Origin of the sequence: Streptococcus sp. 4886, from assembly GCF_013276485.1 — a bacterium.
In the GTDB taxonomy this organism is placed as follows: Bacteria; Bacillota; Bacilli; order Lactobacillales; family Streptococcaceae; genus Streptococcus.
In genome coordinates, this window is sequence record NZ_VMLD01000011.1 from 39,462 (window position 1) to 63,506 (window position 24,045).

A 24,045-nucleotide genomic window follows, 5' to 3' on the forward strand; every position below is an offset into this window, starting at 1 on the left:
CTTTGACTTTCATTGAGTATAAGACGAAAATTTTAGATTTTTAGTTACGTCATAATGTTTGATTTGTAGATAAAAAAAGAGTATAATAAATTAAGCCCATTTAAAATATGCTACTATATTTTAGGGGGGGCTTTTTATTTGCCTTCTCAAAACATATTAACAGATAATCATTACAAAAGGAGTGTAGCAATGTTTAAGAATAAAGGCGTACATGCTCGTTCACAAGTGGAAAAATTTACACGTTATAGCATTCGTAAGGTTAGTTTTGGGGTAGCTAGTGTAGCTGTAGCTACAGGATTGTTTTTCTTAGGTGGGGGCAGCGTTCAAGCAAATTCTCCAGTAGTTCCAGCTAGACCAGAAGTAGGTGCTGAAGGAGGAGTACAGGGAGATAGTGAATCGCTCTCACTTTCAAAAGTGAATGACAATACACTAGCAAGTGAAAGTTCGACAGACTCAGAAATGGAACCGGCGGCATCAGTTCCAGAGGTGCCAGCAACTGTGGAACCACAACCAGAAACAGCAATTGAAGCGTCAGAAGTTACAAAGGTTGATACAAGCAAATTGGGAGTTGCTATTGCTCGTATGCAATCAGCTCTTGAAAAAGCAGGCGTATCTGAAAAGACTGCCGCAACCATCGAAAATGCTAAGGAAGAACTAGCTAAGGCTCAAACCTTCCTATCAAATGAAAAAGCAACACAAGAAGAAGTAGATAAAGCTACGCGAGAATTAAAAAACAAAGCTTTCGTTATTGAAAGTATGCCAAAAGCAGAAAAGAAGGAAGCAAACAATAATCAAGACTCGCGTAATGGACAAGCGATTCCAGGAAAAGGGGAAAGCGGGTTTAGAGAGGCTACAGGTGCTCAAGAAACTCCGCTTGCAGATGTAGCAAGAGTATCAGATGATGAACTGACAAAAGCTAAACAAGAATTACAAGGTGAAATTACAAAACTTACGGCTAAAATCTCTACTGAGGAAGCAAAGGGAGAGGGTGAGATAGATAAAGAATTTGTTGAACTTTTGAACACGATTAAGACTAAGTCAGAAACTATTTATAACGTAGAAATAGCTAGTCTAACAACTGAAAAAGAAAAGCATGCTGCTCTCCAAAAGCTAAAAGCTCAAAAAGATACTCTTCGTTATTATCAATCAGGTAAAGTTGATTGGGGTGCACCAATCAATAATAATGCTGTTAGATTTGGGAATAATAATGAAACAGGTGTTTTTGCAAATTTAAAGGAAGGTTTTGGTGAACAGAACTTCTCTAGTGCTATTAGTAAACAAAAAGATAGTGGGGATCAACAATTAGGTCCGGATACTAATAGTCCGAATGTTGGTTCAGCTACATATCATTGGAAGGAACTAGAACTTACCAGAGAACAGGCAGCAGATGGCACCAAGCTAAATGGTTGGAAATTAACAAATAATACAGAAAAGGTGACTCTAGTAAAAGGAGAATCCCCTACCAATATCACCCCTAAACCTAACCAAACCTACACTCCGAAATCTGCTAAGCTATATAGCAATAATGATAAAGTAACAGCCACTGGTGGACAAAATAGACCTAATGCAGGTGGTGGTATGTTATCTGGGTTAATTTCTGCAGAGGACATGAAAAAAGTGGGATTAGGAAGGGTTGATAGAGACTATTACTTAGAGTTAGGGAAGAAAGGTAATGGAATTTATCGAGATGTGGATGTTAACCCTAACTCTCTGCTCTTTGTGAATGTTTTACATAATGGAGCTTATGGACCACTTGCTTTACCATCAGAAGGAGAAAATGTTAAATTAACAATAGTAGATGCTTATACTGGTCAAAAACTAACGGAATTGAAGCGTAAAAATGGAAAATCAACAAATGAGTTTGAGCAAAATCCTGGCAGTGTCGGAAATGGTTGGCGAAATTTACTTCGTGCTGTCCATATCCCAGAGGGAACTACAAAAGTTCGTGTGATTGTTGAAGCAGGAAGTCCAGGACAAACCAACAAAACACTTGGCAATAACCCTATCGAAGATGGTTATATCATTGGAGGTATCGGGATTGCTACAGGTCCAGCCGTTAATATTTCAACTAATATCACTAGTGAAAAGAAATCTGGGAAATATGGGTTTACCGATGATGCTATATATGGTAAAAAACAAACAGGAACAATTGATTTAAACATACGAAACTTAGGTGGAGCGTCTATCACTGGATTCCAAACAAAATATAAAGTAACGATTAAAGTACCGAAAGGTGTTGTACTTGGCTCACTAGGTACGCCAAGTGGTAGGCTAGATTTGAATACTGCTAACGGACAGTCTGCTTGGGAACTAAATAATACATGGACAAGTGATTTTAGATTTGATAAAATTAAGTCAGAGCTAAGTTTTCTTGTTGATTCTTCAAAAAGAGGGATTATAGCTGGAGATAATCGTAAATCAGACTTTATTGTTAAAATTCCATTTGAAACAACAGCAGATTATGTGGGTAGTTCTACCTTTGAAGTTTCAGGTCAAAATGGATTTCCAGGAGATGATAGTTTGGGAAATGTTCTCCATAGATATGGAAATAATGATTCCAATTTTTATGATGTTTCAGAAAATGTCAATGCTCCAAGTCTTAAATATTCAAATGAACCGAACTACAAATATAAAAAGACCTTGTATATCGATTCATTTACTGATGTTGATAAAATCACTGTTCCAGTCGGAACTAGTTTAGATAAGATCAAGGAGCTATCTAAATCAAAAGCGAAAGAAACGATTGAATCAGAAGAATACAAGAGAAAACTGGATGAAACTAATGCTACGGCTACTCTAGATGATCAAGGAATGTCTACGGGAGTTGTTGCTACTGACGTAGCGAAAGAGAATGCCGGTGTTATAAAAGTGCCAGTAGTTCATAGTCGAGATGGAAAAAATTATAAAAATACTGTAGATATAGAAGTAAATGTAGTGAAATCAACTACCAATAAGTTAGTAGTATTCGAAGGAGACAAGATTACTGATGACCAAGTGAAATCTTCTGTTACATCAGCAACAATTAATACTAAAACTGGAGTGGTGAATAATCCTAATGAAGCAGATGTGATTAATACAACAGGAAAAGCTGGGGAAGCAGGACTTAAGATTCCTACAACTATCACACATGAAATAAATGGAACAAACATTAATGAAACTGTTGAAGTTCCAGTAACTGTCTTACCAAAAGCAACTGGTGAAGTAGAAGTACACAAAGGAGCCTCAGTAGATAAAGTAAAAGAAGTTGCTAAAACAAAAGCGACAGAAGTAGCAACATCAGCTGATTTCAAAGCTAAATTACCAGAAGGTTTTAAAGATGTAGTGGTTGGTGAGATTACAGAAAAAGTTTTAGCAACAATGACTGCAGAAAAAGGAACAAAAAGAGGGACAGTAAAAGTTCCAGTAACTTACACAGTAGATGGAGTTGAATATACAAAAGATGCTGAAATTACTGTAAACGTTAAAGGTTCTGAAACTAAATCTGTCTACGTTGTAGAAGGTCAAAAACCAGATCCAGCTAAAGTAAAAGAAGCAGTTACACCAGGTAAAGGTGGAACAGTACAAGATCCAACGGATGCGAATTTACCAGATACAACAGGAAAAGTTGGAGCAACAGACGTAGTAGTACCAACTACAGTTAAATATTCAACTGGAGATGAAACTGTAAATGTCCCTGTAACAGTATTACCAAAACCAGAACCAAAAGGCATTACAGTCTTAAACGGTACATCTAACGAGAACTTAATCGATGCGATTCGAGCAAACGTTAATAAAGCAATTACTGGACTAACAAATGTTCCTGATGGTGTAACTCCATTCATAACAGATGACGCTATTGTAACTCCAAAAACTGATCAAAATGGGCAACAAACTCCAGTGTCAGTAACTGTTAAATATAGAGATAAGGCTACTGGAAAAGTTATTGATGATATTTCAGTTGACGTCGACGTTCCTGTAAATGTAGTTGGTTCAACTCCGACATCTAAAGTTGTATTTGAAGGAGATGAAATTACAGCTAAGGATATTACAGATGCTGTTACTCCAGGGGAAAAAGGAACGAAGGGTGAGCCTACAGATTTAGCAAAAGATATTACTGCAAACCCAGGTGTGAAAGAAGTCACAGTTCCGGTTACTTACACAGATCAAAATGGAGCAACTTTAACAGAACCAGTAAAAGTTAAAGTAACAGTTCTTCCAAAACCAACACCACAAGGTATTATCGTTGCCAAAGATAGCGACAAGGAAAAAGCAAAAGAAAAAGCTCTTACCAAAGCGAAAGAAGCTATTGCAGATGGTACATTTAAAGGAAAACTTCCAGCAAATGTTACAAATGTAAGTATTGATGAAAATGTAGAAAATCCAGATTTGTCAGATGATACTGATGTAACTGTTACTGTGAAGTACACTGTTGATAGGGAAGAAAAAACAACCGTTGTTAAAGTTCCAGTAACTGTTGTAGAGGGAGTTCCTCAAATCGTTCCAGTGGATGAAAACAATAAACAACCAAATCCAGAAAACAGTATTGATAAAACAGAATATCCAGATGATTCAACATTTGAATATGATCCAAAAACTCCAGTGAATACCACAATGCCTGGTGATTATACAGTCAATGTCATTGTAAAAGATAAAGAGGGTAATCCTATTGCAGAAGTCCCAGCAACTGTACGTGTTGTAGAAAGCTATCCACAATTTGTGCCAGTAGACAAGGATAAAAAACAACCAGCTGTTGAAGGAAGTATTGATCCTAAAGCCTTCCCTAAAGATACAGAGTTTACTTATGAAACTCCTGTAGATACAACAAGGCCAGGCGAAAAAGATGTGGTAGTTGTAGCGAAGATTGGCGATGAAGTTATTGCAAAAGTCCCAGCAAAAGTGATGGTCGTTGAACCTAAGACACAATACGTAGTAGCAGATCCAAGTAAACCGCAACCAGATGCTTCTAAGAGTATTGATCCAGAACAATACCCAGATGGAATAACATTTGAGTACAAGACACCTGTAGACACAACAACGCCGGGCGAAAAAGATGTGGTTGTTGTTGCGAAAGATGGAGATGATACACTTGTTGAAGTTCCAACAAAAGTGAAAGTTGTACAAGATTACCCACAAATCGTTCCAGTTAATGAAGGTAAAAAACAACCATCACCTGAAGATAGTATTGATACGGATGATTATCCAAAAGATGCAACATTTGAGTACAAAGAAGAAGTAGATACAACTACACCAGGTGATAAGAAAGTTACTGTTGTTGTGAAACAAGGGGATAAGGTATTAGTTGAAGTACCATCTACAGTACGAGTAGTAGAAAGTTATCCTAAATATGTACCAGTAGATCCAGCTAAGAAACAGCCAGATCCAAAAGAAAACATTAATCCAAATGATTTCCCAACTGGAACAACATTTGAATATAAAGATAACACTCCGGTAGATACAACAACACCAGGTGAGAAACCTGTAACGGTAGTAGCTAAGTTGAATGGACAACCAATTACAGAAATTCCAGCGACAATTGTAGTAGTAGAATCTAAGACACAATATGTCCCTATAAATGCTGAAAATGATAAGAAACCAAAACCACAAGATAGCATTACACCGGATGATTATCCAGAAGAATCAACATTTGAATACAAGACTCCAGAGGGACAAACAACTCCATATGATGGAACAACACCAGGTGAAAAAGATGTTACTGTAGTCGTGAAAGATTCAGATGGAGATACAATTGTAGAAGTACCTGCGAAGATTAAAGTCGTTCAAGGTAAAGAACAATTAATTCCAGTAAATGCTGAAGATAAAGATAAACCTAAAGCTGAAGATAGTATCACACCAAGTGACTATCCAGAAGGGTCAACGTTTGAATACAAAGTTCCAGAAGGACAAACAACTCCATATGATGGAACAACTCCAGGGGATAAACCAGTTACAGTTGTAGTAAAAGATAAAAATGGTAATGTATTAGTAGAAGTTCCAGCAACCATTAAAGTAGTGGAAGATAAACCAAAACCAATCGAAACCCCAGTGACGAATACACCTTTAACAAAAGATGATATTTCTAAATATGTTAAAGTTCCTGCAGAAGGCAAGGTAACGAATGTTGAGAACATTCCAGACTTAACAACGCCAGGTAAGAAAGATCCAGTTAAAGTAACGGTAGAATTACCAAATGGGAAAGTAATTACAGTGGAAGTCCCAGTGAACGTAACACCAGTGAAGGAAATTGAAACTCCGGTTACGAAGACTCCATTAACACCAGAGGATTACACTAAGAGAATCACGATTCCAGAAGGTGGCAAGGTAACGAAGGTAGAAAACATTCCAGACTTAACAACACCAGGTAAGAAAGATCCAGTGAAAGTAACTGTGGAATTACCGAATGGAAAAGTAATAACAGTAGAAGTTCCAGTAAATGTAACACCAATTACACCAATTGAAACACCAGTTACAAAAGATAAATTGACTCCAGAGGATGTATTAAAACAAATTAAAGTACCAGACGGAGCAACAGTTAAGGTAGGAGATCTTCCAGACTTAACAACACCAGGTAAGAAAGATCCAGTAAAAGTAACGATTACATTACCAAATGACAAAATAGTTACTGTAGAAGTACCAGTGAATGTGACACCTATTGAAGATATTGTTAAAAAACAAGGTGATCCAATTACTGCTGAGGATGTTGAAAAACACATTCCAAAAGGAGTAAAAGTTATCTCAATTGGAGATAAACCTACAACAGATGTTCCAGGTGAAAGACCAAGTATTCCAGTTGTAGTTGAATTGCCAAATGGAATTCGAGTAACGATGAATATCCCAGTAATCGTAACGCCGAAAGTAACACCTGTAGTAGTTTCAGTAGGAACGCCTGTAACGTCAGAAGATGTTAAGAAACATATCGAATTGCCAAAAGGATGGACTGTAACAAAAGTGGGCGAAATTCCAACGACTACAACACCAGGAACAAAACCAGTTGTTTCAGTGGAAATTGAATTACCAGATGGACGTAAGATTACAGTCGACGTACCGGTAATCGTAACACCAACTGTAAGACAAATTGTTGTACCACAAGGAACTCCAATCACACCAGATGATGTAAAAGGTCATATTGATTTACCAAAAGAGCCAGGATGGGAAATTGTAGAAGTAGGAGAAATCCCAACAACAATTCCAGCTGGAGTAAAACCAAGCGTTAAAGTGAAAATCAAAGTTCCAACTGGTGAGATAATTGAAGTAGATGTACCAGTAATCGTAACACCGAAAGTAACACCTATTGTAGTAGAAGTGGGAACACCAATTACTGAAGAAGATGTTAAGAAGAAAGTAGATCTACCAGAAGGTTGGGAAATTGTAGAAGTAGGAGAAATTCCAACAACTGAAACACCTGGAGTAAAACCAGTGGTTAAAGTGAAAGTAAAATTACCGGATGGTCGTATTATTACAGTCGACGTACCAGTAACAGTAACACCTAAATCACAAAATGGTGGAGGAGTCATTGCTCAAAATGGTGATTCAACAGTTCAAATTGTAACGGAATACCTAGATGAAAATGGTAACCGAATTACTTCAGATAAAGAAGGAAAACACAATCCGATAGAGTTGGAAGGATATGAATATAGTCATTCGACAACGGATGCTAAAGGAAATACCTTACATCACTATAAGAAAGTGACAAATCCAATCGATCAAGAACAACCAGTAGCTCCAGTGCAACCGGAACAACCAACAACTCCAAGCCAACCTGCTGTTCCAACACCAGCTGAACCATCAGTAGCAACTGATTCAGCTACCCAACCAGCAACACCTAAATACGTTGATGGTCAAAAAGAATTGCCTAACACAGGTACAGAAGCTAACGCTAGCCTCGCAGCGCTTGGACTTCTTGGAGCCCTAGGTGGATTTGGACTTCTTGCTCGCAAGAAAAAAGAAGACTAAAAACTCATAGTTTTTGAGAAGATGATTCGTCATCTTCTTTTTTTATTTTAGTGTTTTTACTTGCGTAAAAAAATTTTTTCTAGTATAATAGTTTATTGTGAGCGAACCTCACTTACCCCTTGCAAAGTCTTGGGGTCATTAGACCAAAAGGAGGAACATATCAATGGCTAAATACGAAATTCTTTATATCATTCGTCCAAACATTGAAGAAGAAGCTAAAAACGCTTTGGTAGCACGTTTTGACTCTATTTTGACTGACAACGGTGCAACTGTTGTTGAATCAAAAACTTGGGAAAAACGTCGTCTTGCATACGAAATCCAAGATTTCCGTGAAGGACTTTACCACATCGTTAACGTTGAAGCAAACGACGATGCAGCTCTTAAAGAGTTTGACCGTCTTTCAAAAATCAACGCTGACATTCTTCGTCACATGATCGTCAAAATTGACGCGTAAGAAGGTAAACTATGATTAACAATGTTGTACTTGTAGGGCGTATGACACGTGACGCTGAGTTGCGTTATACCCCATCCAATGTAGCAGTTGCGACTTTTACTCTTGCAGTAAACCGTACATTTAAGAGTCAAAATGGCGAACGTGAGGCTGATTTTATCAATGTCGTTATGTGGCGCCAACAGGCAGAAAATCTTGCTAACTGGGCTAAAAAAGGCTCACTTATCGGGGTGACAGGTCGTATCCAGACTCGTAGTTACGATAACCAGCAAGGACAACGTGTCTACGTGACAGAGGTCGTGGCTGAGAATTTCCAAATGTTGGAAAGCCGTAGTGTGCGTGAAGGTCATACAGGTGGAGCTTACTCTGCCCCAACTGCAAACTATTCAGCACCTACAAATTCAGTACCAGACTTTTCACGTGATGAAAATCCATTTGGAGCAACAAATCCATTGGATATTTCAGATGATGATTTACCATTCTAATGGACAACTAAAATTATAAAGGAGAAAAAACATGGCTCAACAACGTCGTGGCGGATTCAAACGCCGTAAAAAAGTTGATTACATCGCAGCAAACAAAATTGAATATGTTGATTACAAAGATACTGAGCTTCTTAGCCGTTTCGTTTCAGAACGTGGGAAAATCCTTCCTCGTCGTGTAACAGGAACTTCAGCTAAAAACCAACGTAAAGTAACAACAGCTATCAAACGCGCTCGCGTAATGGCTTTGATGCCTTTCGTAAACGAAGATTAAAGAAAAGACCCGGGTGGGTCTTTTTTTCACGAGCATTGAAATGAAAGGGCGAGTTGAGGTCCGGGTGGACCTCTTTTTCAGACCCGGTTGGGTCTTTTTTCACGAGATAGTTTTTTTCTGACCTTGGCGTGCTATAATGGTAATAGAAAGAGTAAAGGTGGGTAAGTCAAAGATGAATTGTACGATTAGAAATATGATTAAGTCTGATATTGAATACTTATCTCATGGATTTATGAATCAAGGTTGGCCTGGTAGAGAGGAAATTTTGGCTAGATATTTTCTGGAACAGGAAAGTGGGGATAGAGAAGTCTTAGTTGCAGAGTTTGATGGTGCTGTAGCGGGCTACGTTACCATTTTGCCCTCTGCTAAACATGGTCCTTTTGCAGAAGTCTATCCAGAATTATCAGATTTTAATGTGTTTGAGCCTTTTCGAAATCAAGGGATTGGGAATCAACTGCTAGAAGAAGCAGAAAAACGAGTCAAGTTTGTTTCGAGTAAGGTCACTCTTGGTGTAGGTTTGCACTTAGGCTATGGCCCTGCCCAGAGATTGTATATCAGACGGAGCTACATTCCAGATGGGACAGGTGTCTGGTATAGAAATAAACCGCTAGAAATGGGTGCAAGTTGTCAAAACGATGATGATTTAGTTTTATACTTATCCAAGGATTTACAATAAAACTGGAAATTTTTTGAAAATAGGGGATTTAGCTACTTTATGGTATAATGGAAAGAGTTAGATTGAAAGAGGTAGTGAGATGGATGCCAAATTAAGATACAAGGCAAAGAAGATCAAGATTGTCTTTTTTGATATTGATGATACATTGCGAAATTCAAAGACAGGTTTTATTCCAGCTTCAATCCCAGCTGTTTTTAAGCAATTACGTGAGAAAGGAATTTTGACAGGTATTGCTTCTGGACGGGGGATTTTTGGTGTCGTTCCAGAGATTCGTGAGCTCAAGCCTGACTTTTTTGTAACCTTAAATGGTGCCTATATTGAAGATAAAAAAGGTCAGGTCATTTATCAGCATCAGATTGAGAAATCAGATGTTGAGGAGTATATCTCTTGGGCTAAGCAAGAGGGAATTGAGTATGGTTTAGTTGGAAGTCATGCTGCCAAACTCTCCGCTCGAACTGAGATGATCAGTGAGGCTATTGATCCGATTTATCCCGACTTGGATGTGGATCCTGATTTCCATGAAAAAGTAGATATTTATCAGATGTGGACTTTTGAAGATAAAGGAGATGACTTGCACTTGCCTGATAGTCTCTCAGACAAACTTCGCATGGTTCGTTGGCACCAACATTCGTCTGATATTGTGCCGATTTCAGGCTCCAAAGCGACGGGGGTGGAAAAGGTTGTGGAACATCTTGGCTTGAAACCAGAGAACGTCATGGTTTTTGGAGATGGCCTCAACGACTTGGAACTCTTTGATTATGCTGGAATCAGCGTTGCAATGGGAATTTCTCATGATAAGATCAAAGAAAAAGCAGATTATATTACAAAAGCACTAGAAGAAGATGGCATTTTTGATGCCTTAGAAGGATTTGGTATGGTAGAAAAAGAATTGCATTTCCCACAAGTAGACATTGAAACAGTAGAAGGTCCTATCGCGACTATTAAGACCAATCACGGAGACTTGCGTATTAAACTTTTCCCTGAACATGCTCCTAAAACAGTGGCTAACTTTGTTGCACTTTCAAAAGATGGCTACTATGATGGAGTCATTTTCCACCGTATTATCAAGGACTTTATGATTCAAGGTGGAGACCCAACTGGAACTGGTATGGGTGGCGAGTCAATCTACGGCGAATCATTTGAGGATGAATTCTCAGAAGAACTTTACAATATCCGTGGTGCTCTTTCCATGGCCAATGCTGGTCCAAATACCAACGGCAGCCAGTTCTTTATCGTGCAAAATCAACATTTGCCTTATTCTAAGAAAGAAATTGCTCGTGGTGGTTGGCCAGAACCGATCGCAGAAATCTATGCCAATCAAGGTGGGACACCTCACCTAGACCGTCGACACACTGTTTTTGGTCAGCTAGCTGATGAAGCTTCTTATGCTGTCTTGGATACCATTGCTGCTGTTGAGACGGGGGCGATGGACAAGCCAGTTGAAGATGTTGTGATTGAAACAATTGAAATCGAGGACTAAGATGAAAATCGGTGATAAGCTAAAGGGGCGTATTACAGGGATTCAGCCCTACGGTGCCTTTGTTGAGCTAGAGACAGGTGATACAGGGCTGATTCACATTTCAGAGATTCGGACAGGCTTTATTGAAAATATTCATGAAGCCTTGAAAGTCGATGAAGAGGTTCAAGTTCAGGTAGTGGATTTAGATGAATTTACAGGGAAAGCCAGTCTTTCTATCCGCACTTTGGAGGAAGAAAAGCACCAGTTTCCGAGACGGAGACGCTTTTCAAGCGACCGCTTTAACTACGGCTTTGCGCCTCTTAAACGAATGATGCCAATTTGGACTAGAGAAGCCCTGCACTATTTAAAAAAGAAGAAGTAGTTTAGAATTTTATATTTTTTGTAATGTTAATATAAATCTGCTATAATAGAACCATGGAAGAAGAACAATTATTAAAATCAGGGGAGCGAATTAACCAGCTCTTCTCAACAGATATCAAAATCATTCAAAATAGAGAGGTTTTTAGCTATTCGGTGGATAGTGTTCTCTTGTCACGTTTTCCACGTTTTCCTAAAAAGGGCTTGATTGTGGATTTCTGCGCTGGAAATGGAGCAGTGGGGCTATTTGCTAGCACTCGTACTCAGGCACAGATTTTGGCTGTTGAGATTCAGGAGCGTTTGGCGGATATGGCTGAACGCTCTGTCCGTTTGAATGGTTTGGAAGAGCAGATGCAGGTCATCTGTGATGATTTGAAAAATATGCCTGCTTACATTCAGGGAAGTAAGGTGGATATGATTTTGTGTAATCCACCCTATTTCAAGGTGGATCCTCATTCAAACCTGAACGAGAGTGAACATTATCTCTTGGCGCGCCATGAAATCACGACCAATTTGCAGGAAATCTGTCGCAGTGCCCAGAGTATTCTCAAGTCTAATGGGCGTTTGGCCATGGTTCATCGTCCTGATCGACTTCTGGATATTTTGGATACGTTACAACGGCATAATCTAGCCCCTAAGCGCCTGCAGTTTGTTTATCCAAAAAGAGAAAAGGAAGCCAATATGCTTTTGATTGAGGCTATCAAGGATGGCTCGACAAGTGGCTTTAAGGTATTGCCACCTCTCATTGTCCACAATGATGATGGCTCTTATACGCCGGAACTCGAAGAAATTTATTATGGATCATAAGGCTTTCATGTATGTAGTAGAATGTAGAGATGGTTCTTACTATACAGGATATACAACAGATATCAAGAAACGAGTAGCTGTGCACAATAGTGGTAAGGGAGCCAAGTATACTAGGGCTCGCTTACCAGTCAAACTTATCTATGCTCAAGGTTTTGCCAGTAAGGAAGAAGCCATGTCAGCTGAAGCTCTTCTCAAGCGTAAGACGAGGCCACAAAAGGAAAGATTTTTATCTGAAAATCAAGATAGAAATTTGCTCATACTCAATGAAAATCAAAGAGCAAACTAGGAAGCTAGCCGTAGGTTGCTCAAAGCACTGCTTTGAGGTTGTAGATAAGACTGACGAAGTCAGTACCCATACCTACGGCAAGGCGAAGCTGACGTGGTTTGAAGAGATTTTCGAAGAGTATCAGTTATTTTGAAGAATCGTGAGGAGCCCTTTGACTCCTCTTACTTTTGTCAAAAAGTGAAAAAAATGCTACAATAAAGAGAATAAACAAAATGAGGTATTATCATGTCTAAGATTCTAGTATTTGGTCACCAAAATCCAGACTCAGATGCCATCGGGTCATCTGTAGCTTTTGCTTACCTTGCAAAAGAAGCTTACGGTTTGGATACGGAAGCTGTTGCCCTTGGAACTCCAAATGAAGAAACAGCCTTTGTCTTGAACTATTTTGGTGTGGAAGCACCGCGTGTTATCACTTCTGCTAAAGCAGAAGGTGCAGAGCAAGTTATCCTGACTGACCACAATGAATTCCAACAATCTGTATCAGATATTGCTGAAGTAGAAGTTTATGGTGTTGTAGACCACCACCGTGTGGCTAACTTTGAAACCGCAAGCCCACTTTACATGCGTTTGGAGCCAGTTGGATCTGCGTCTTCAATCGTTTACCGTATGTTCAAAGAACATGGTGTAGCTGTACCTAAAGAGATTGCTGGTTTGATGCTTTCAGGTTTGATTTCAGATACTCTTCTTTTGAAATCACCAACAACACACCCAACAGATAAAGTCATTGCTCCTGAATTGGCTGAATTGGCTGGTGTAAACTTGGAAGAATATGGTTTGGCAATGTTGAAAGCTGGTACCAACTTGGCTAGCAAATCTGCTGACGAATTGATTGACATTGATGCTAAGACTTTTGAATTGAAAGGAAATAATGTCCGTGTTGCTCAAGTAAACACAGTTGACATCGCTGAAGTTTTGGAACGCCAAGCAGAAATCGAAGCTGCAATGCAAGCTGCTAACGCAGCAAACGGCTACTCTGACTTTGTCTTGATGATTACAGATATCGTCAACTCAAACTCAGAAATCTTGGCTCTTGGTGCCAATATGGACAAGGTCGAAGCGGCTTTCAACTTCAAACTTGAAAACAATCATGCCTTCCTTGCTGGTGCCGTTTCACGTAAGAAACAAGTGGTACCTCAATTGACTGAAAGCTTTAATGCTTAAGATTTTGAGTGTTAATTCAAATTAGGAAAGGCTAGTTTGCCTTATATCGAAAGGAGTTTCGGCTCCTTTTTTTCTAGGAGTGAAGCATGTTAGAAACTGGTGATTTGATTTTTGTGAGAGATGAGTCGGACATGGGGCAAGCCATCCAGACTTCCACAGGCAACTATAACCATGTTGCCATTTATTTGGATGGGATGATTTATCATGCTAGTGGACAGGCGGGTGTTGTTTGTCAGGAATCAGCAGACTTCTTTGAGTCTAATCACTTGTACGACCTCTATGTCTACCCAGAAATGGATATCCAGTCGGTGAAGGAAAGAGCTTGTAAACATCTAGGGGCACCCTACAATGCTTCTTTCTATCCAGATGGAGAAGGTTTTTACTGTTCTCAGTATATGGTAGAAATCCTCCCCATTTTTGAAACTATTCCCATGAAATTTGGTGATGGGGAGCAGGACATTAGTGATTTTTGGAGAGAGTATTATAGAGAACTAGGTCTGCCTGTTCCTCTGAACCAAGCTGGGACCAATCCTAGTCAGTTGGCAACATCACCTCTGTTAGAATGTAAAGAAAGGAATCTTCATGATTCAGATTTTTAATCCATCTCGTTTGACGAGACAGCCATTTTTTGGAGAATTGATCCGCTATCTGGACCAGCATGAGGATGTGATTCTACGGGAAATTAAGACTCAATTTCCAGATGTAGCAGTTGACAAACTCATGGAAGAGTATATAAAAGTGGGCTTGGTTCGTCGGGAAAATAAGCGTTATTACCTCAATCTTCCTATGCTTGAATCACTCGATAGTCTCGAACTGGATCAAGAGATTTTTGTCAGCGAAGATAGCCCGGCCTATCAAGCTTTGTTGGAGCAGAGTTTTGAGACAGAATTGCGCAATCAAACCAATGCAGCTATTTTAGTTGAAAAAACAGATTTTGCGCGGACTAAAATGACCCTGTCTAATTATTTCTACAAGGTCAAGCATCAGTATCCTTTGACAGAAAAACAGCAGGAACTTTATGACATTTTGGGAGATGTTAATCCTGAGTATGCCCTCAAGTATATGACGACTTTTTTGTTGAAATTTCTCAAAAAAGACCAGCTTATGCAGAAACGCCGAGACATCTTTGTGGATAGTTTAGTTGTCCTAGGTTATATTGTCCAAAATGAAGATGGAAAGTATGAGTTGGCCGTTGATTTTGACAAGGAGAGATTAACTTTCTATTTAGTGTGATTGCTTTTTCTGAGCACATTGTTTGACTTTATCTATCGATAAGTTTATACTAATGTAACCGATAACACATATCGGAATAGAACTAAAGGAGACAATCATATGTCACTTGAAAACAAATTGGAACAAGCAACAGGTGCTGTCAAAGAAGGTTTTGGTAAAGTTACTGGAGACAGCAAGACAGAACTTGAAGGAGCTGTTGAAAAAACAGTTGCTAAGGCAAAAGACGTTGTAGAAGACGCTAAAGGTGCTGTAGAAGGTGCCGTTGAAGGTTTGAAAAACGTTTTTACTAAATAATAGTAAAAAATCAAGGGTTTCATTTTCCCTTGATTTTTTCTATTCTTATAAATAATTTTCTGCGACGGCTGCATCTCCTGAGTAGGATTCTTTTTTGCCTTGGACGATTTGGTAGCAATCGGCTCCCTTACCAGCAATAATGACAGCATCTAATTCGTGATTTGTGATAGCCATAGCTGCCTTGATGGCTTCTTGGCGATCCGCAATCTTTTCAACAGAATGACTAATGTAGCTACTGATTTCATCTGCAATGGCCATTGGGTCCTCATAGTTGGGGTCATCAGCAGTCAGAAAGACTTGAATTTCAGGGTGCTGATTGAGGAGGAGGCCAAAGTCTTTGCGACGACTTTCTCCCTTATTTCCTGTCGAACCCAGAACCAGAGCAATCTTTCCTGTTTGATGAGTCTCTACAACCTTGATTAGTTTTTTTAGACTATCCCCATTGTGGGCATAGTCGATGAAGACCTTGGCTCCATTTTTCTGAGTGAGGACTTCCATACGACCAGGAACGCGGGTTGCAGCAATTCCTTTTTTGATGTCCTCAAGACTAGCTCCGAGACGGAGACAAGCAAGTCCAGCAGCAACGGCATTTTCTTGGTTGAAGTGACCAATCAGTTGGATATCATAGTCTCCAGCAAGTTTACCTGTAGCTGAAAAGCTAAAGGCTTTGGAATTCTCGATTTGGTTATCAGACTGGCTACCATAGAAATCATAGTCTTGATCTGCCACTTGTTCTTTCAAGACAGAAAAGTGGTCCATGTCACTGTTAATGATGACTGCTCGGCTATTTTCCATCAAGAGACGCTTGTGGTAGAAGTAGTCTTCAAAGCTAGGGTGTTCAATCGGGCCGACATGGTCTGGGCTGATATTGAGGAAAACTCCCACATCAAAGGTTAGACCATAGACACGTTTGACCAGATAGGCTTGACTGGAGACTTCCATGATGAGGTGGGTACGGTCATTTTGCACAGCTTGATGCATCATGTCAAAGAGGTCAATACTCTCAGGAGTTGTCAATGCAGACTTAAAGAAAGTCTTGCCATCAAGAGTTGTATTCATGGTCGACAACATAGCAGGTCGATGCCCTTGAGATAAGATGTTATAAGCGAAATAGGCTGCTGTTGTCTTACCCTTGGTTCCAGTAAAGGCGAGAATTTTGAGTTTTTTCTGTGGATTACCATAGAACTCCATGGCAATCAAACTCATGGCTTTCTTTATATCGTTCACAATGATGACAGGGATGCCAACCTCATAGTCCTTTTCAGCCACATACCAACCGAGTCCTTGAGAGATTGCTGAAAGCAGAAATTCCTTCTTAAAGGCAGCCCCCTTGACGAAAAAGAGGCTCTTTTCTTTAGCTTTGCGACTGTCATAGCAGATGGTGTCAAATACGACATGGCTGTAGTTGTAGTGATAATGTCCTTGGTCGATAATCTCGCGGAAGAGACCATCTTTCTTTAAAATATCTAATACGGTTTCAATCTTTATCATACTTTCTATTGTAAACCGAAAGTCGTAAATTTACAAGTAACAAGGAAAAGTTTATAATGGAAGATAAGGAGTTTTTCCTAGTTATCAAAATTGAATGAGGAATCTATGTCGCACGAAAACAATCACCAGCAGGCCCAGATGTTACGGGGGACTGCTTGGTTAACGGCTAGTAACTTTATCAGTCGCCTACTCGGGGCTATTTACATTATCCCTTGGTACATCTGGATGGGGTCTTATGCAGCTACGGCCAATGGTCTCTTTACCATGGGCTACAATATCTATGCCTGGTTCTTGCTGGTTTCAACAGCAGGTATTCCGGTTGCAGTGGCCAAGCAAGTTGCCAAGTACAATACTATGCGAGAAGAAGAACATAGCTTTGCCCTGATTCGGAGCTTTTTAGGCTTTATGACAGGACTAGGCCTCGTTTTTGCTTTAGTCTTGTATGCCTTTGCTCCTTGGCTAGCAGACTTGTCGGGCGTGGGCAAAGACTTGATACCGATCATGCAAAGCTTGGCTTGGGGAGTCTTGATTTTCCCGTCTATGAGTGTTATCCGAGGATTTTTCCAAGGAATGAATAATCTCAAACCTTATGCCATGAGTCAAATTGCTGAGCAGGTCATTCGTGTTATCTGGATGCTTCTAGCAACCTTTATCATTATGAAGCTCGGTTCGGGAGATTACCTAGCAGCGGTTACCCAATCCACCTTTGCTGCCTTTGTCGGCATGGTCGCCAGTTTTGCAGTCTTGATTTATTTCCTTGCCAAAGAGGGATTACTCAAAAGAGTCCTTGAAACAGGAGATAAGATTAACAGCAAGCGTCTTTTGGTCGATACTATTAAGGAAGCCATTCCTTTTATCTTAACAGGGTCTGCCATCCAGCTCTTCCAGATTTTGGATCAGCTGACCTTTATCAATAGTATGAGCTGGTTTACCAACTACAGCAACGAGGACTTGGTTGTCATGTTTTCTTATTTCTCAGCCAATCCTAATAAAATCACGATGATTTTGATTTCTGTTGGAGTTTCAATTGGGGGTGTCGGTTTGCCACTTTTGACTGAAAACTATGTCAAGGGGGACTTGAAAGCAGCTTCTCGTCTCGTTCAGGATAGTCTCACCTTACTCTTTATGTTCCTGCTACCAGCAACGGTTGGAGTGGTCATGGTAGGGGGCCCTCTTTATACGGTCTTCTATGGTAAGCCAGATAGTTTGGCTCTGGGCTTATTTGTCTTTGCAGTTTTGCAGTCTATTATTTTAGGCTTGTACATGGTCTTGTCTCCAATGCTTCAGGCCATGTTCCGCAACCGCAAGGCCGTTCTCTATTTTATCTATGGTTCTATTGCCAAGCTAGTCTTGCAACTACCTACCATCGCTCTCTTCCACAGTTACGGACCTTTGATTTCCACAACCATTGCTCTCATCATTCCTAATGTCTTGATGTATCGGGATATTTGTAAGGTAACGGGTGTCAAGCGCAAGGTGATTTTGAAGCGAACCATTTTAATCAGTTTGCTGACCCTAGTCATGTTTCTGTTAATAGGAACCATCCAGTGGCTGTTAGGATTTTTCTTCCAACCGAGTGGACGTTTGTGGAGTTTCCTTTATGTAGCCCTTGTCGGTACCATGGGTGGAGGAGTATACGGAGTCATGAGTCTCCGTACTCGTTTATTGGATAAGGTGATTGGAAAATCTCAAGCAGATCGCCTGCGAGTAAAATTTAAGCTTTCGTAAGATAGCATTTATAAATAAAAGGAATAAGTTGAACAATCTTTTAGGAGAACTTGAAACTTATTCCTTTTTTAGCGTCAAAATAGCTAAAATTATCTTTTGAAAGTAGAAGATGAGGTCTTTTTCGATTTTTTTGGGAAAAATAATTGACTAAACAAACTAAACGTTGTATAATAAAACAAATATTTAAAGCAGGAGGTTCTGGAAATGAAAAAGTCTAAGAGCAAATATCTAACCTTGGCAGGTCTTGTCCTGGGTACAGGAATTTTATTGAGCGCGTGTGGAAATTCTAGCACAGGATCAAAAACCTATAACTATGTTTATTCAAGTGATCCATCTAGTTTGAACTATCTAGCAGAAAACCGTGCAACAACCAATGATATTGTGACCAATCTGGTAGATGGTCTCATGGAAAATGACCAATACGGGAACTATGTGCCATCCTTGGCAGAGGATTGGAGTGTTTCTAAGGACGGTTTGACCTATACCTATAAACTGCGGAAAGATGCTAAATGGTATACTGCAGATGGAGAGGAATATGCTCCTGTAACTGCCCAAGATTTTGTAACTGGTTTGAAATATGCGGCTGATAAAAAATCAGAAGCCTTGTACTTAGTGCAAGAATCCGTTGCAGGTTTAGATGACTATATCACTGGTAAAACAACAGACTTTTCAACTGTCGGAGTTAAGGCTCTAGATGACCAAACCGTTCAATATACTTTGACACGACCAGAATCTTACTGGAACTCAAAAACAACTTCAACCATTCTCTTCCCAGTCAATGCAGATTTCTTGAAATCAAAAGGGGATGATTTTGGCAAGGTAGACCCATCTAGCATTTTGTATAATGGACCTTTCTTGATGAAATCCTTTGTTTCAAAATCTGTCATCGAATACAAGAAAAACCCTAACTACTGGGATGCTAAGAATGTTTTTGTAGATGATGTGAAATTGGCCTATTATGATGGTAGTGACCAAGATGCACTGGCTCGTAACTATGTAGAGGGAGCCTATAGCTATGCCCGTCTCTATCCAAACAGTTCAAGTTTTGAAGGAATTAAAGAAAAGAATAAGGACAATATTATCTATAGTATGCAAGATACCACTTCTTATTTCTTAAACTTTAACCTGGATAGAAAATCTTATAAATTTACTTCCAAGACAAGTGATGCTGAAAAGAAATCGACTCAGGAAGCAGTTCTAAATAAAAACTTCCGTCAAGCCATTAACTTTGCCTATGACCGTACGGCCTATGGAGCCCAATCTCAAGGAGAAGATGGTGCAACTAAGATTTTGCGTAACTTGGTTGTTCCTCCAAACTTCGTAAGTATCAAGGGAAAAGACTTTGGTGAAGTAGTAGCCTCTAAGATGGTGAATTATGGTAAGGAATGGCAAGGAATCAACTTTGCGGATGCCCAAGATCCATATTACAATCCAGAAAAAGCTAAAGCTAAATTTGCGGAAGCAAAGCAAGAGCTAGAAGCCAAGGGAGTAACCTTCCCTATCCACTTGGACATGACAGTTGATCAAGCTGTTAAAAAGGGTGTTCAAGAGGCAAATTCTATGAAGCAATCTATTGAAGCAGCCTTAGGTGCAGAAAATGTTGTAATTGATATTCAACAACTTTCTACTGAAGACTTTGATAATACCAGCTATTTGGCTCAGACTGCAGCTCAGAAAGATTACGATCTATACAATGGTGGTTGGAGTCCAGACTATCAAGATCCTTCAACTTATCTTGATGTATTTAACGTTAATTCTGGTGGTTTGATGCAAAATCTAGGTTTAGAGCCAGGTGAAGCCAATGACAAGGCCAAGGCTGTTGGGCTGGATGTCTATACCCAAATGTTGGAAGAAGCCAATAAGGAACAAGATCTTGCAAAACGCTATGAAAAGTATGCTGATGCCCAAGCTTGGTTGGTAGATAGCTCTCTAGCAATTCCAAATGTTTCACGGGGTGGAACACCAACATTGAGAAAAACAGTTCCATTCTCAGCGCCATATTCATTGGCTGGTAATAAAGGGGTCGAATCCTATAAATACCTTAAAGTACAAGATAAGACAGTCACAAAAGACGAATATGAAAAAGCCAAAGAAAAATGGTTGAAAGAAAAAGAAGAATCTAATAAAAAAGCTCAAGAAGAATTGGCAAAACATGTCAAATAAGGATTTTTCAAGAAAAACGATGGTTTCGAAAGAAGCTGTCGTTTTTTAATAGAATGATAGTAAAATTGGAAGAAAAGTGCATACATTTTTTAATTTGTTTTTTGAATTTATGTTATAATGAATATAACATAAATGTGAGACGCTATTTTCGAAAATCTACCCAATGTTGATTGAAGTATGCACATGCTAGGGTAATGTTATAGGAGGGATGCCGTCTACTGAAAAAGTAAGATAAAACGCAACAAATGATAAGTTCTTCTTTTATGTGAAGAATTCTTAACTGGCTATTTACTAATCGTTATGGAGGTATCATCATGGGCGCTATTTTGGAGTTTGCGACAGAAAAACAAATTGAATCATTTCTTTCAACTTGTCGCATTGAAGGGCAAAAGAATTTTCTGATGGCTTTCAAGAAAAAGACATGGTTGAAATCCTTTATTGATTTTTTCGTTATAGGAGGAAGTTACTATGTTCAGTCGAGTGTGAAGCCTAAGATTCTGGCATTCACACCTAAGGGAATTTACTTGATGGACATCAGTGATATAACTGAAAATCGCTTTAATCAAGTCGTAGAGATGCCTTGGAATCAAGTTAAAGATTTTACTTATAAGACAGTCTTGAATACAGTTAGGCTGAACTGGAACTATCAAAATGAAGCCTATATTTTTTCCGTGGATGTCGGTCGGATTAGTCAGCATGTGGGCCAATATCAATTTAACAAAGAGCATTATGATTATTTATCCCAACAGGATTTCTTTCAGTCTAAGTAAGCCCTAGCAATCATTTTCACAAAAGAATCTGGAAGCTTTTCTGGATTCTTTTTAGCTTTACTCGATGAATCTATAGTTTTAAACTATAACTAGCTCTTGAAAAGAAGAAAATGAGTTGATGAAAATAAGTGGTACAATAGTTACTATAGATTTGGAGGAATTGTATGAGCAAGGAATTACACATTAACACAATTTTGGCCCAGGCGGGTATCAAGTCAGATGAAGCGACAGGAGCTTTGGTGACACCGCTTCATTTTTCAACGACCTATCAGCATCCAGAGTTTGGTCGATCTACTGGCTTTGACTATACGCGCACCAAAAACCCAACTCGTAGTAAGGCGGAAGAAGTCTTGGCGGCCATTGAGTCTGCAGACTATGCCCTAGCTACTAGCTCAGGGATGTCAGCTATTGTACTGGCCTTTAGCGTTTTTCCAGTAGGAAGTAAGGTCTTGGCAGTGCGTGACCTTTACGGTGGTTCTTTCCGCTGGTTCAATCAAGTGGAGCAGGAAGGTCGTTTCCATTTTACCTATGCCAATACAGAAGAAGAGTTGATTGCCGAGTTAGAAAAGGACGTGGATGTTCTCTATATCGAAACACCAACCAATCCCTTGATGTTGGAATTTGACATCGAAAAACTGGCAAAATTGGCTCATGCTAAGGGTGCCAAAGTGGTGGTGGACAATACCTTCTACAGCCCTATCTACCAACGTCCGATTGAAGATGGAGCAGATATGGTTCTTCATTCAGCAACCAAGTATCTAGCAGGCCACAATGATGTCTTGGCTGGAGTTGTTGTGACCAATAGTGTAGAATTATACGAAAAGCTTTTCTACAATCTCAATACGACAGGAGCAGTTTTGTCACCATTTGACAGTTATCAATTGATTCGTGGTCTCAAGACCTTGTCTCTTCGTATGGAGCGCTCAACGGCTAATGCTCAAGAAGTGGTTGCCTTTTTGAAAGATTCTCCAGCAGTTAAGGAAGTTCTCTATACGGGTCGTGGGGGCATGATTTCCTTTAAAGTAGCCGATGAAACACGCATTCCTCACATTTTGAACAGTCTTAAGGTCTTCTCTTTTGCCGAAAGTTTGGGTGGGGTAGAAAGTCTCATTACTTATCCAACGACGCAAACTCACGCTGATATTCCAGCAGAAGTGCGCCATTCTTATGGTTTGACAGATGACCTCTTGCGCTTGTCAATTGGGATTGAGGATGCTAGAGATTTGATTGCAGATTTGCGCCAAGCCTTGGAAGGATAAGACAAAGATGGGAAAATATGATTTTACAAGCCTGCCCAATCGTTTAGGGCACCATACCTATAAATGGAAAGAAGCAGAAACGGATAGTGAAGTTCTACCAGCTTGGATAGCGGATATGGACTTTGTAGTCTTGCCTGAAATCCGCCAAGCTGTGCAAACTTACGCTGATCAACTGGTTTATGGCTATACCTATGCCAGTGAAGAGTTAATTAAGGAAGTTCAAAAGTGGGAAGCCACACAACACGGTTACCACTTTGACAAAGAGGCTCTTGTCTTTATCGAGGGTGTGGTACCAGCCATCTCAACAGCTATTCAATCCTTTACAAAAGAAGGCGAAGCGGTTTTGATTAACACACCTGTCTATCCCCCCTTTGCACGCAGTGTCAAGTTGAACAACCGTAGATTGATTACCAATTCTTTGGTGGAAAAGGATGGTCTGTTTGAGATTGACTTTGATCAACTGGAGAAGGATTTGGTGGAAGAGGACGTCAAACTCTATATTCTTTGCAACCCTCACAATCCTGGTGGACGTGTTTGGGAAAAAGAAGTGTTGGAGAAGATTGGCCAACTCTGCCAAAAACACGGTGTTTTCTTGGTTTCGGATGAGATTCACCAAGATTTGGCCCTCTTTGGTCACAAACACCAGTCTTTCAATACTGTCAACCCTGACTTTAAAGAATTTGCTATCGTCTTGACCAGTGCCACTAAAACCTTTAATATTGCTGGAACAAAAAATTCCTATGCAGTCATTGAAAATCCTAAGTTGAGACTGGCTTTCCAGAAACGCCAGTTGACCAATAATCAGCATGAAATTTCAGGCTTGGGTTATTTGGCGACAGAAGCTGCCTATCGCTATGGGAAGGATTGGTTAGAGGAACTCAAGCAAGTCTTTGAAGACCACATCAATTACGTGGTAGATTTATTTGGAAAAGAGACTAAAATCAAGGTCATGAAACCGCAAGGAACCTACTTGATTTGGCTTGATTTTTCAGCCTATGACCTGACTGATGAAAGATTGCAAGAGCTGTTGAGAAATGAAGCTAAGGTTATCCTCAACCCTGGTTTGGATTTTGGGGAGGAAGGAAGTCTCCATGCCCGCCTCAATGTAGCTATGCCTAAATCTCTGCTGCAAGAAGTCTGTCAGCGGGTTGTGACGACTTTTGCCAAACTTTAAAAATCCAGCCTTCTAGGAGAAAAGTATCCC

20 protein-coding genes are annotated in these 24,045 nt (G+C 39.7%); 19 read left to right on the plus strand and 1 reads right to left on the minus strand.

The genetic code is table 11. The features are described 5' to 3' along the window. The first annotated feature begins 189 nt into the window (after positions 1–189). From HT679_RS06015 to HT679_RS06080, 14 genes are all read left to right on the plus strand, one after another. The gene (locus HT679_RS06015; protein WP_173213516.1) at positions 190–7,929 is read left to right on the plus strand and encodes a Rib/alpha-like domain-containing protein; all 7,740 of its coding nucleotides are present in this window, start codon (positions 190–192) and stop codon (positions 7,927–7,929) included. 163 nt (positions 7,930–8,092) lie between these two features. Beyond that, complete coding sequence (gene rpsF, locus HT679_RS06020) at positions 8,093–8,383, plus strand: 30S ribosomal protein S6 (RefSeq protein ID WP_001151785.1); 291 nt, start codon at positions 8,093–8,095, stop codon at positions 8,381–8,383. 11 nt (positions 8,384–8,394) lie between these two features. Then, positions 8,395–8,865: a single-stranded DNA-binding protein SsbA gene (gene ssbA, locus HT679_RS06025; RefSeq protein ID WP_000609606.1), complete on the plus strand. Its 471-nt coding sequence runs from the start codon at positions 8,395–8,397 to the stop codon at positions 8,863–8,865. A 31-nt stretch (positions 8,866–8,896) separates the two neighbouring features. Beyond that, positions 8,897–9,136, plus strand: a complete 240-nt coding sequence (gene rpsR, locus HT679_RS06030) for a 30S ribosomal protein S18 (protein WP_000068664.1) — start codon at positions 8,897–8,899, stop codon at positions 9,134–9,136. A gap of 172 nt (positions 9,137–9,308) precedes the next feature. After that, positions 9,309–9,812 carry a GNAT family N-acetyltransferase gene (locus HT679_RS06035; protein WP_173213517.1) on the plus strand — a complete coding sequence of 168 codons (504 nt, stop codon included), beginning with the start codon at positions 9,309–9,311 and terminating at the stop codon, positions 9,810–9,812. 79 nt (positions 9,813–9,891) lie between these two features. After that, on the plus strand, positions 9,892–11,292 hold the full coding sequence (locus tag HT679_RS06040; RefSeq protein ID WP_173213518.1) for a bifunctional Cof-type HAD-IIB family hydrolase/peptidylprolyl isomerase: 1,401 nt from the start codon (positions 9,892–9,894) through the stop codon (positions 11,290–11,292). Position 11,293: 1 nt separating this feature from the next. Further along, a complete protein-coding gene (locus HT679_RS06045) occupies positions 11,294–11,653 on the plus strand; it encodes a S1 RNA-binding domain-containing protein (protein WP_000689593.1) in 360 nt (119 codons plus the stop codon). A 53-nt stretch (positions 11,654–11,706) separates the two neighbouring features. Further along, positions 11,707–12,456 (plus strand): tRNA1(Val) (adenine(37)-N6)-methyltransferase, encoded by a 750-nt coding sequence (locus tag HT679_RS06050; protein WP_000390778.1) that lies wholly within the window; start codon positions 11,707–11,709, stop codon positions 12,454–12,456. Beyond that, complete coding sequence (locus tag HT679_RS06055; RefSeq protein WP_173213519.1) at positions 12,446–12,742, plus strand: GIY-YIG nuclease family protein; 297 nt, start codon at positions 12,446–12,448, stop codon at positions 12,740–12,742. Before HT679_RS06050 ends, HT679_RS06055 begins: the two co-directional genes overlap by 11 nt. Next, entirely contained in the window at positions 12,720–12,875 is a 156-nt protein-coding gene (locus tag HT679_RS11330) for a hypothetical protein (protein ID WP_240149577.1), read from the plus strand. The genes HT679_RS06055 and HT679_RS11330 overlap by 23 nt, the downstream gene beginning before the upstream one ends. A 92-nt stretch (positions 12,876–12,967) precedes the next feature. Then, the gene (locus HT679_RS06065) at positions 12,968–13,903 is read left to right on the plus strand and encodes a manganese-dependent inorganic pyrophosphatase (RefSeq protein WP_173213521.1); all 936 of its coding nucleotides are present in this window, start codon (positions 12,968–12,970) and stop codon (positions 13,901–13,903) included. Between the two features lie 86 nt (positions 13,904–13,989). After that, positions 13,990–14,502, plus strand: a complete 513-nt coding sequence (locus tag HT679_RS06070; RefSeq protein ID WP_173213522.1) for a YiiX/YebB-like N1pC/P60 family cysteine hydrolase — start codon at positions 13,990–13,992, stop codon at positions 14,500–14,502. Then, complete coding sequence (locus tag HT679_RS06075) at positions 14,486–15,136, plus strand: DUF1803 domain-containing protein (RefSeq protein WP_173213523.1); 651 nt, start codon at positions 14,486–14,488, stop codon at positions 15,134–15,136. The genes HT679_RS06070 and HT679_RS06075 overlap by 17 nt, the downstream gene beginning before the upstream one ends. A gap of 99 nt (positions 15,137–15,235) precedes the next feature. Then, on the plus strand, positions 15,236–15,430 hold the full coding sequence (locus HT679_RS06080; protein ID WP_000051195.1) for a CsbD family protein: 195 nt from the start codon (positions 15,236–15,238) through the stop codon (positions 15,428–15,430). 45 nt (positions 15,431–15,475) lie between these two features. Here HT679_RS06080 and HT679_RS06085 read toward each other — a convergent pair whose 3' ends face one another. Next, positions 15,476–16,921, minus strand: a complete 1,446-nt coding sequence (locus HT679_RS06085; protein WP_173213524.1) for a UDP-N-acetylmuramoyl-L-alanyl-D-glutamate--L-lysine ligase — start codon at positions 16,919–16,921, stop codon at positions 15,476–15,478. Between the two features lie 105 nt (positions 16,922–17,026). On the opposite strand from HT679_RS06085, the gene HT679_RS06090 reads away from it, so the two are divergent. The 5 genes from HT679_RS06090 to HT679_RS06110 all read left to right on the plus strand — a co-directional run bounded on the left by HT679_RS06090 (position 17,027) and on the right by HT679_RS06110 (position 24,015). Next, complete coding sequence (locus tag HT679_RS06090; RefSeq protein ID WP_173213525.1) at positions 17,027–18,649, plus strand: polysaccharide biosynthesis protein; 1,623 nt, start codon at positions 17,027–17,029, stop codon at positions 18,647–18,649. Positions 18,650–18,853: 204 nt separating this feature from the next. Next, on the plus strand, positions 18,854–20,812 hold the full coding sequence (locus HT679_RS06095) for a peptide ABC transporter substrate-binding protein (protein ID WP_173213526.1): 1,959 nt from the start codon (positions 18,854–18,856) through the stop codon (positions 20,810–20,812). Positions 20,813–21,126: 314 nt separating this feature from the next. Continuing rightward, positions 21,127–21,582, plus strand: coding sequence for a hypothetical protein (locus HT679_RS06100; protein ID WP_173213527.1), 456 nt, complete (start codon positions 21,127–21,129; stop codon positions 21,580–21,582). Between the two features lie 164 nt (positions 21,583–21,746). Then, a complete protein-coding gene (locus HT679_RS06105; protein WP_173213528.1) occupies positions 21,747–22,841 on the plus strand; it encodes a cystathionine gamma-synthase in 1,095 nt (364 codons plus the stop codon). A 7-nt stretch (positions 22,842–22,848) separates the two neighbouring features. Beyond that, positions 22,849–24,015, plus strand: coding sequence for a MalY/PatB family protein (locus HT679_RS06110; RefSeq protein ID WP_173213531.1), 1,167 nt, complete (start codon positions 22,849–22,851; stop codon positions 24,013–24,015). Positions 24,016–24,045: the final 30 nt, after the last annotated feature.

Excerpts from the sequence above, each read along its gene's own strand:
- HT679_RS06105 (WP_173213528.1), top strand. The coding sequence starts at position 21,747 with ATGAGCAAGGAATTACACATTAACACAATTTTGGCCCAGGCGGGTATC.
- HT679_RS06040 (WP_173213518.1), top strand. The coding sequence starts at position 9,892 with ATGGATGCCAAATTAAGATACAAGGCAAAGAAGATCAAGATTGTCTTT.
- HT679_RS06045 (WP_000689593.1), top strand. The coding sequence starts at position 11,294 with ATGAAAATCGGTGATAAGCTAAAGGGGCGTATTACAGGGATTCAGCCC.
- HT679_RS11330 (WP_240149577.1), top strand. The coding sequence starts at position 12,720 with ATGAAAATCAAAGAGCAAACTAGGAAGCTAGCCGTAGGTTGCTCAAAG.
- HT679_RS06090 (WP_173213525.1), top strand. The coding sequence starts at position 17,027 with ATGTCGCACGAAAACAATCACCAGCAGGCCCAGATGTTACGGGGGACT.
- HT679_RS06055 (WP_173213519.1), top strand. The coding sequence starts at position 12,446 with ATGGATCATAAGGCTTTCATGTATGTAGTAGAATGTAGAGATGGTTCT.
- HT679_RS06075 (WP_173213523.1), top strand. The coding sequence starts at position 14,486 with ATGATTCAGATTTTTAATCCATCTCGTTTGACGAGACAGCCATTTTTT.
- HT679_RS06100 (WP_173213527.1), top strand. The coding sequence starts at position 21,127 with ATGGGCGCTATTTTGGAGTTTGCGACAGAAAAACAAATTGAATCATTT.
- ssbA (WP_000609606.1), top strand. The coding sequence starts at position 8,395 with ATGATTAACAATGTTGTACTTGTAGGGCGTATGACACGTGACGCTGAG.
- HT679_RS06050 (WP_000390778.1), top strand. The coding sequence starts at position 11,707 with ATGGAAGAAGAACAATTATTAAAATCAGGGGAGCGAATTAACCAGCTC.
- HT679_RS06015 (WP_173213516.1), top strand. The coding sequence starts at position 190 with ATGTTTAAGAATAAAGGCGTACATGCTCGTTCACAAGTGGAAAAATTT.
- HT679_RS06110 (WP_173213531.1), top strand. The coding sequence starts at position 22,849 with ATGGGAAAATATGATTTTACAAGCCTGCCCAATCGTTTAGGGCACCAT.
- HT679_RS06035 (WP_173213517.1), top strand. The coding sequence starts at position 9,309 with ATGAATTGTACGATTAGAAATATGATTAAGTCTGATATTGAATACTTA.
- HT679_RS06080 (WP_000051195.1), top strand. The coding sequence starts at position 15,236 with ATGTCACTTGAAAACAAATTGGAACAAGCAACAGGTGCTGTCAAAGAA.
- HT679_RS06095 (WP_173213526.1), top strand. The coding sequence starts at position 18,854 with ATGAAAAAGTCTAAGAGCAAATATCTAACCTTGGCAGGTCTTGTCCTG.
- rpsF (WP_001151785.1), top strand. The coding sequence starts at position 8,093 with ATGGCTAAATACGAAATTCTTTATATCATTCGTCCAAACATTGAAGAA.
- HT679_RS06070 (WP_173213522.1), top strand. The coding sequence starts at position 13,990 with ATGTTAGAAACTGGTGATTTGATTTTTGTGAGAGATGAGTCGGACATG.
- rpsR (WP_000068664.1), top strand. The coding sequence starts at position 8,897 with ATGGCTCAACAACGTCGTGGCGGATTCAAACGCCGTAAAAAAGTTGAT.
- HT679_RS06065 (WP_173213521.1), top strand. The coding sequence starts at position 12,968 with ATGTCTAAGATTCTAGTATTTGGTCACCAAAATCCAGACTCAGATGCC.
- HT679_RS06085 (WP_173213524.1), bottom strand. The coding sequence starts at position 16,921 with ATGATAAAGATTGAAACCGTATTAGATATTTTAAAGAAAGATGGTCTC.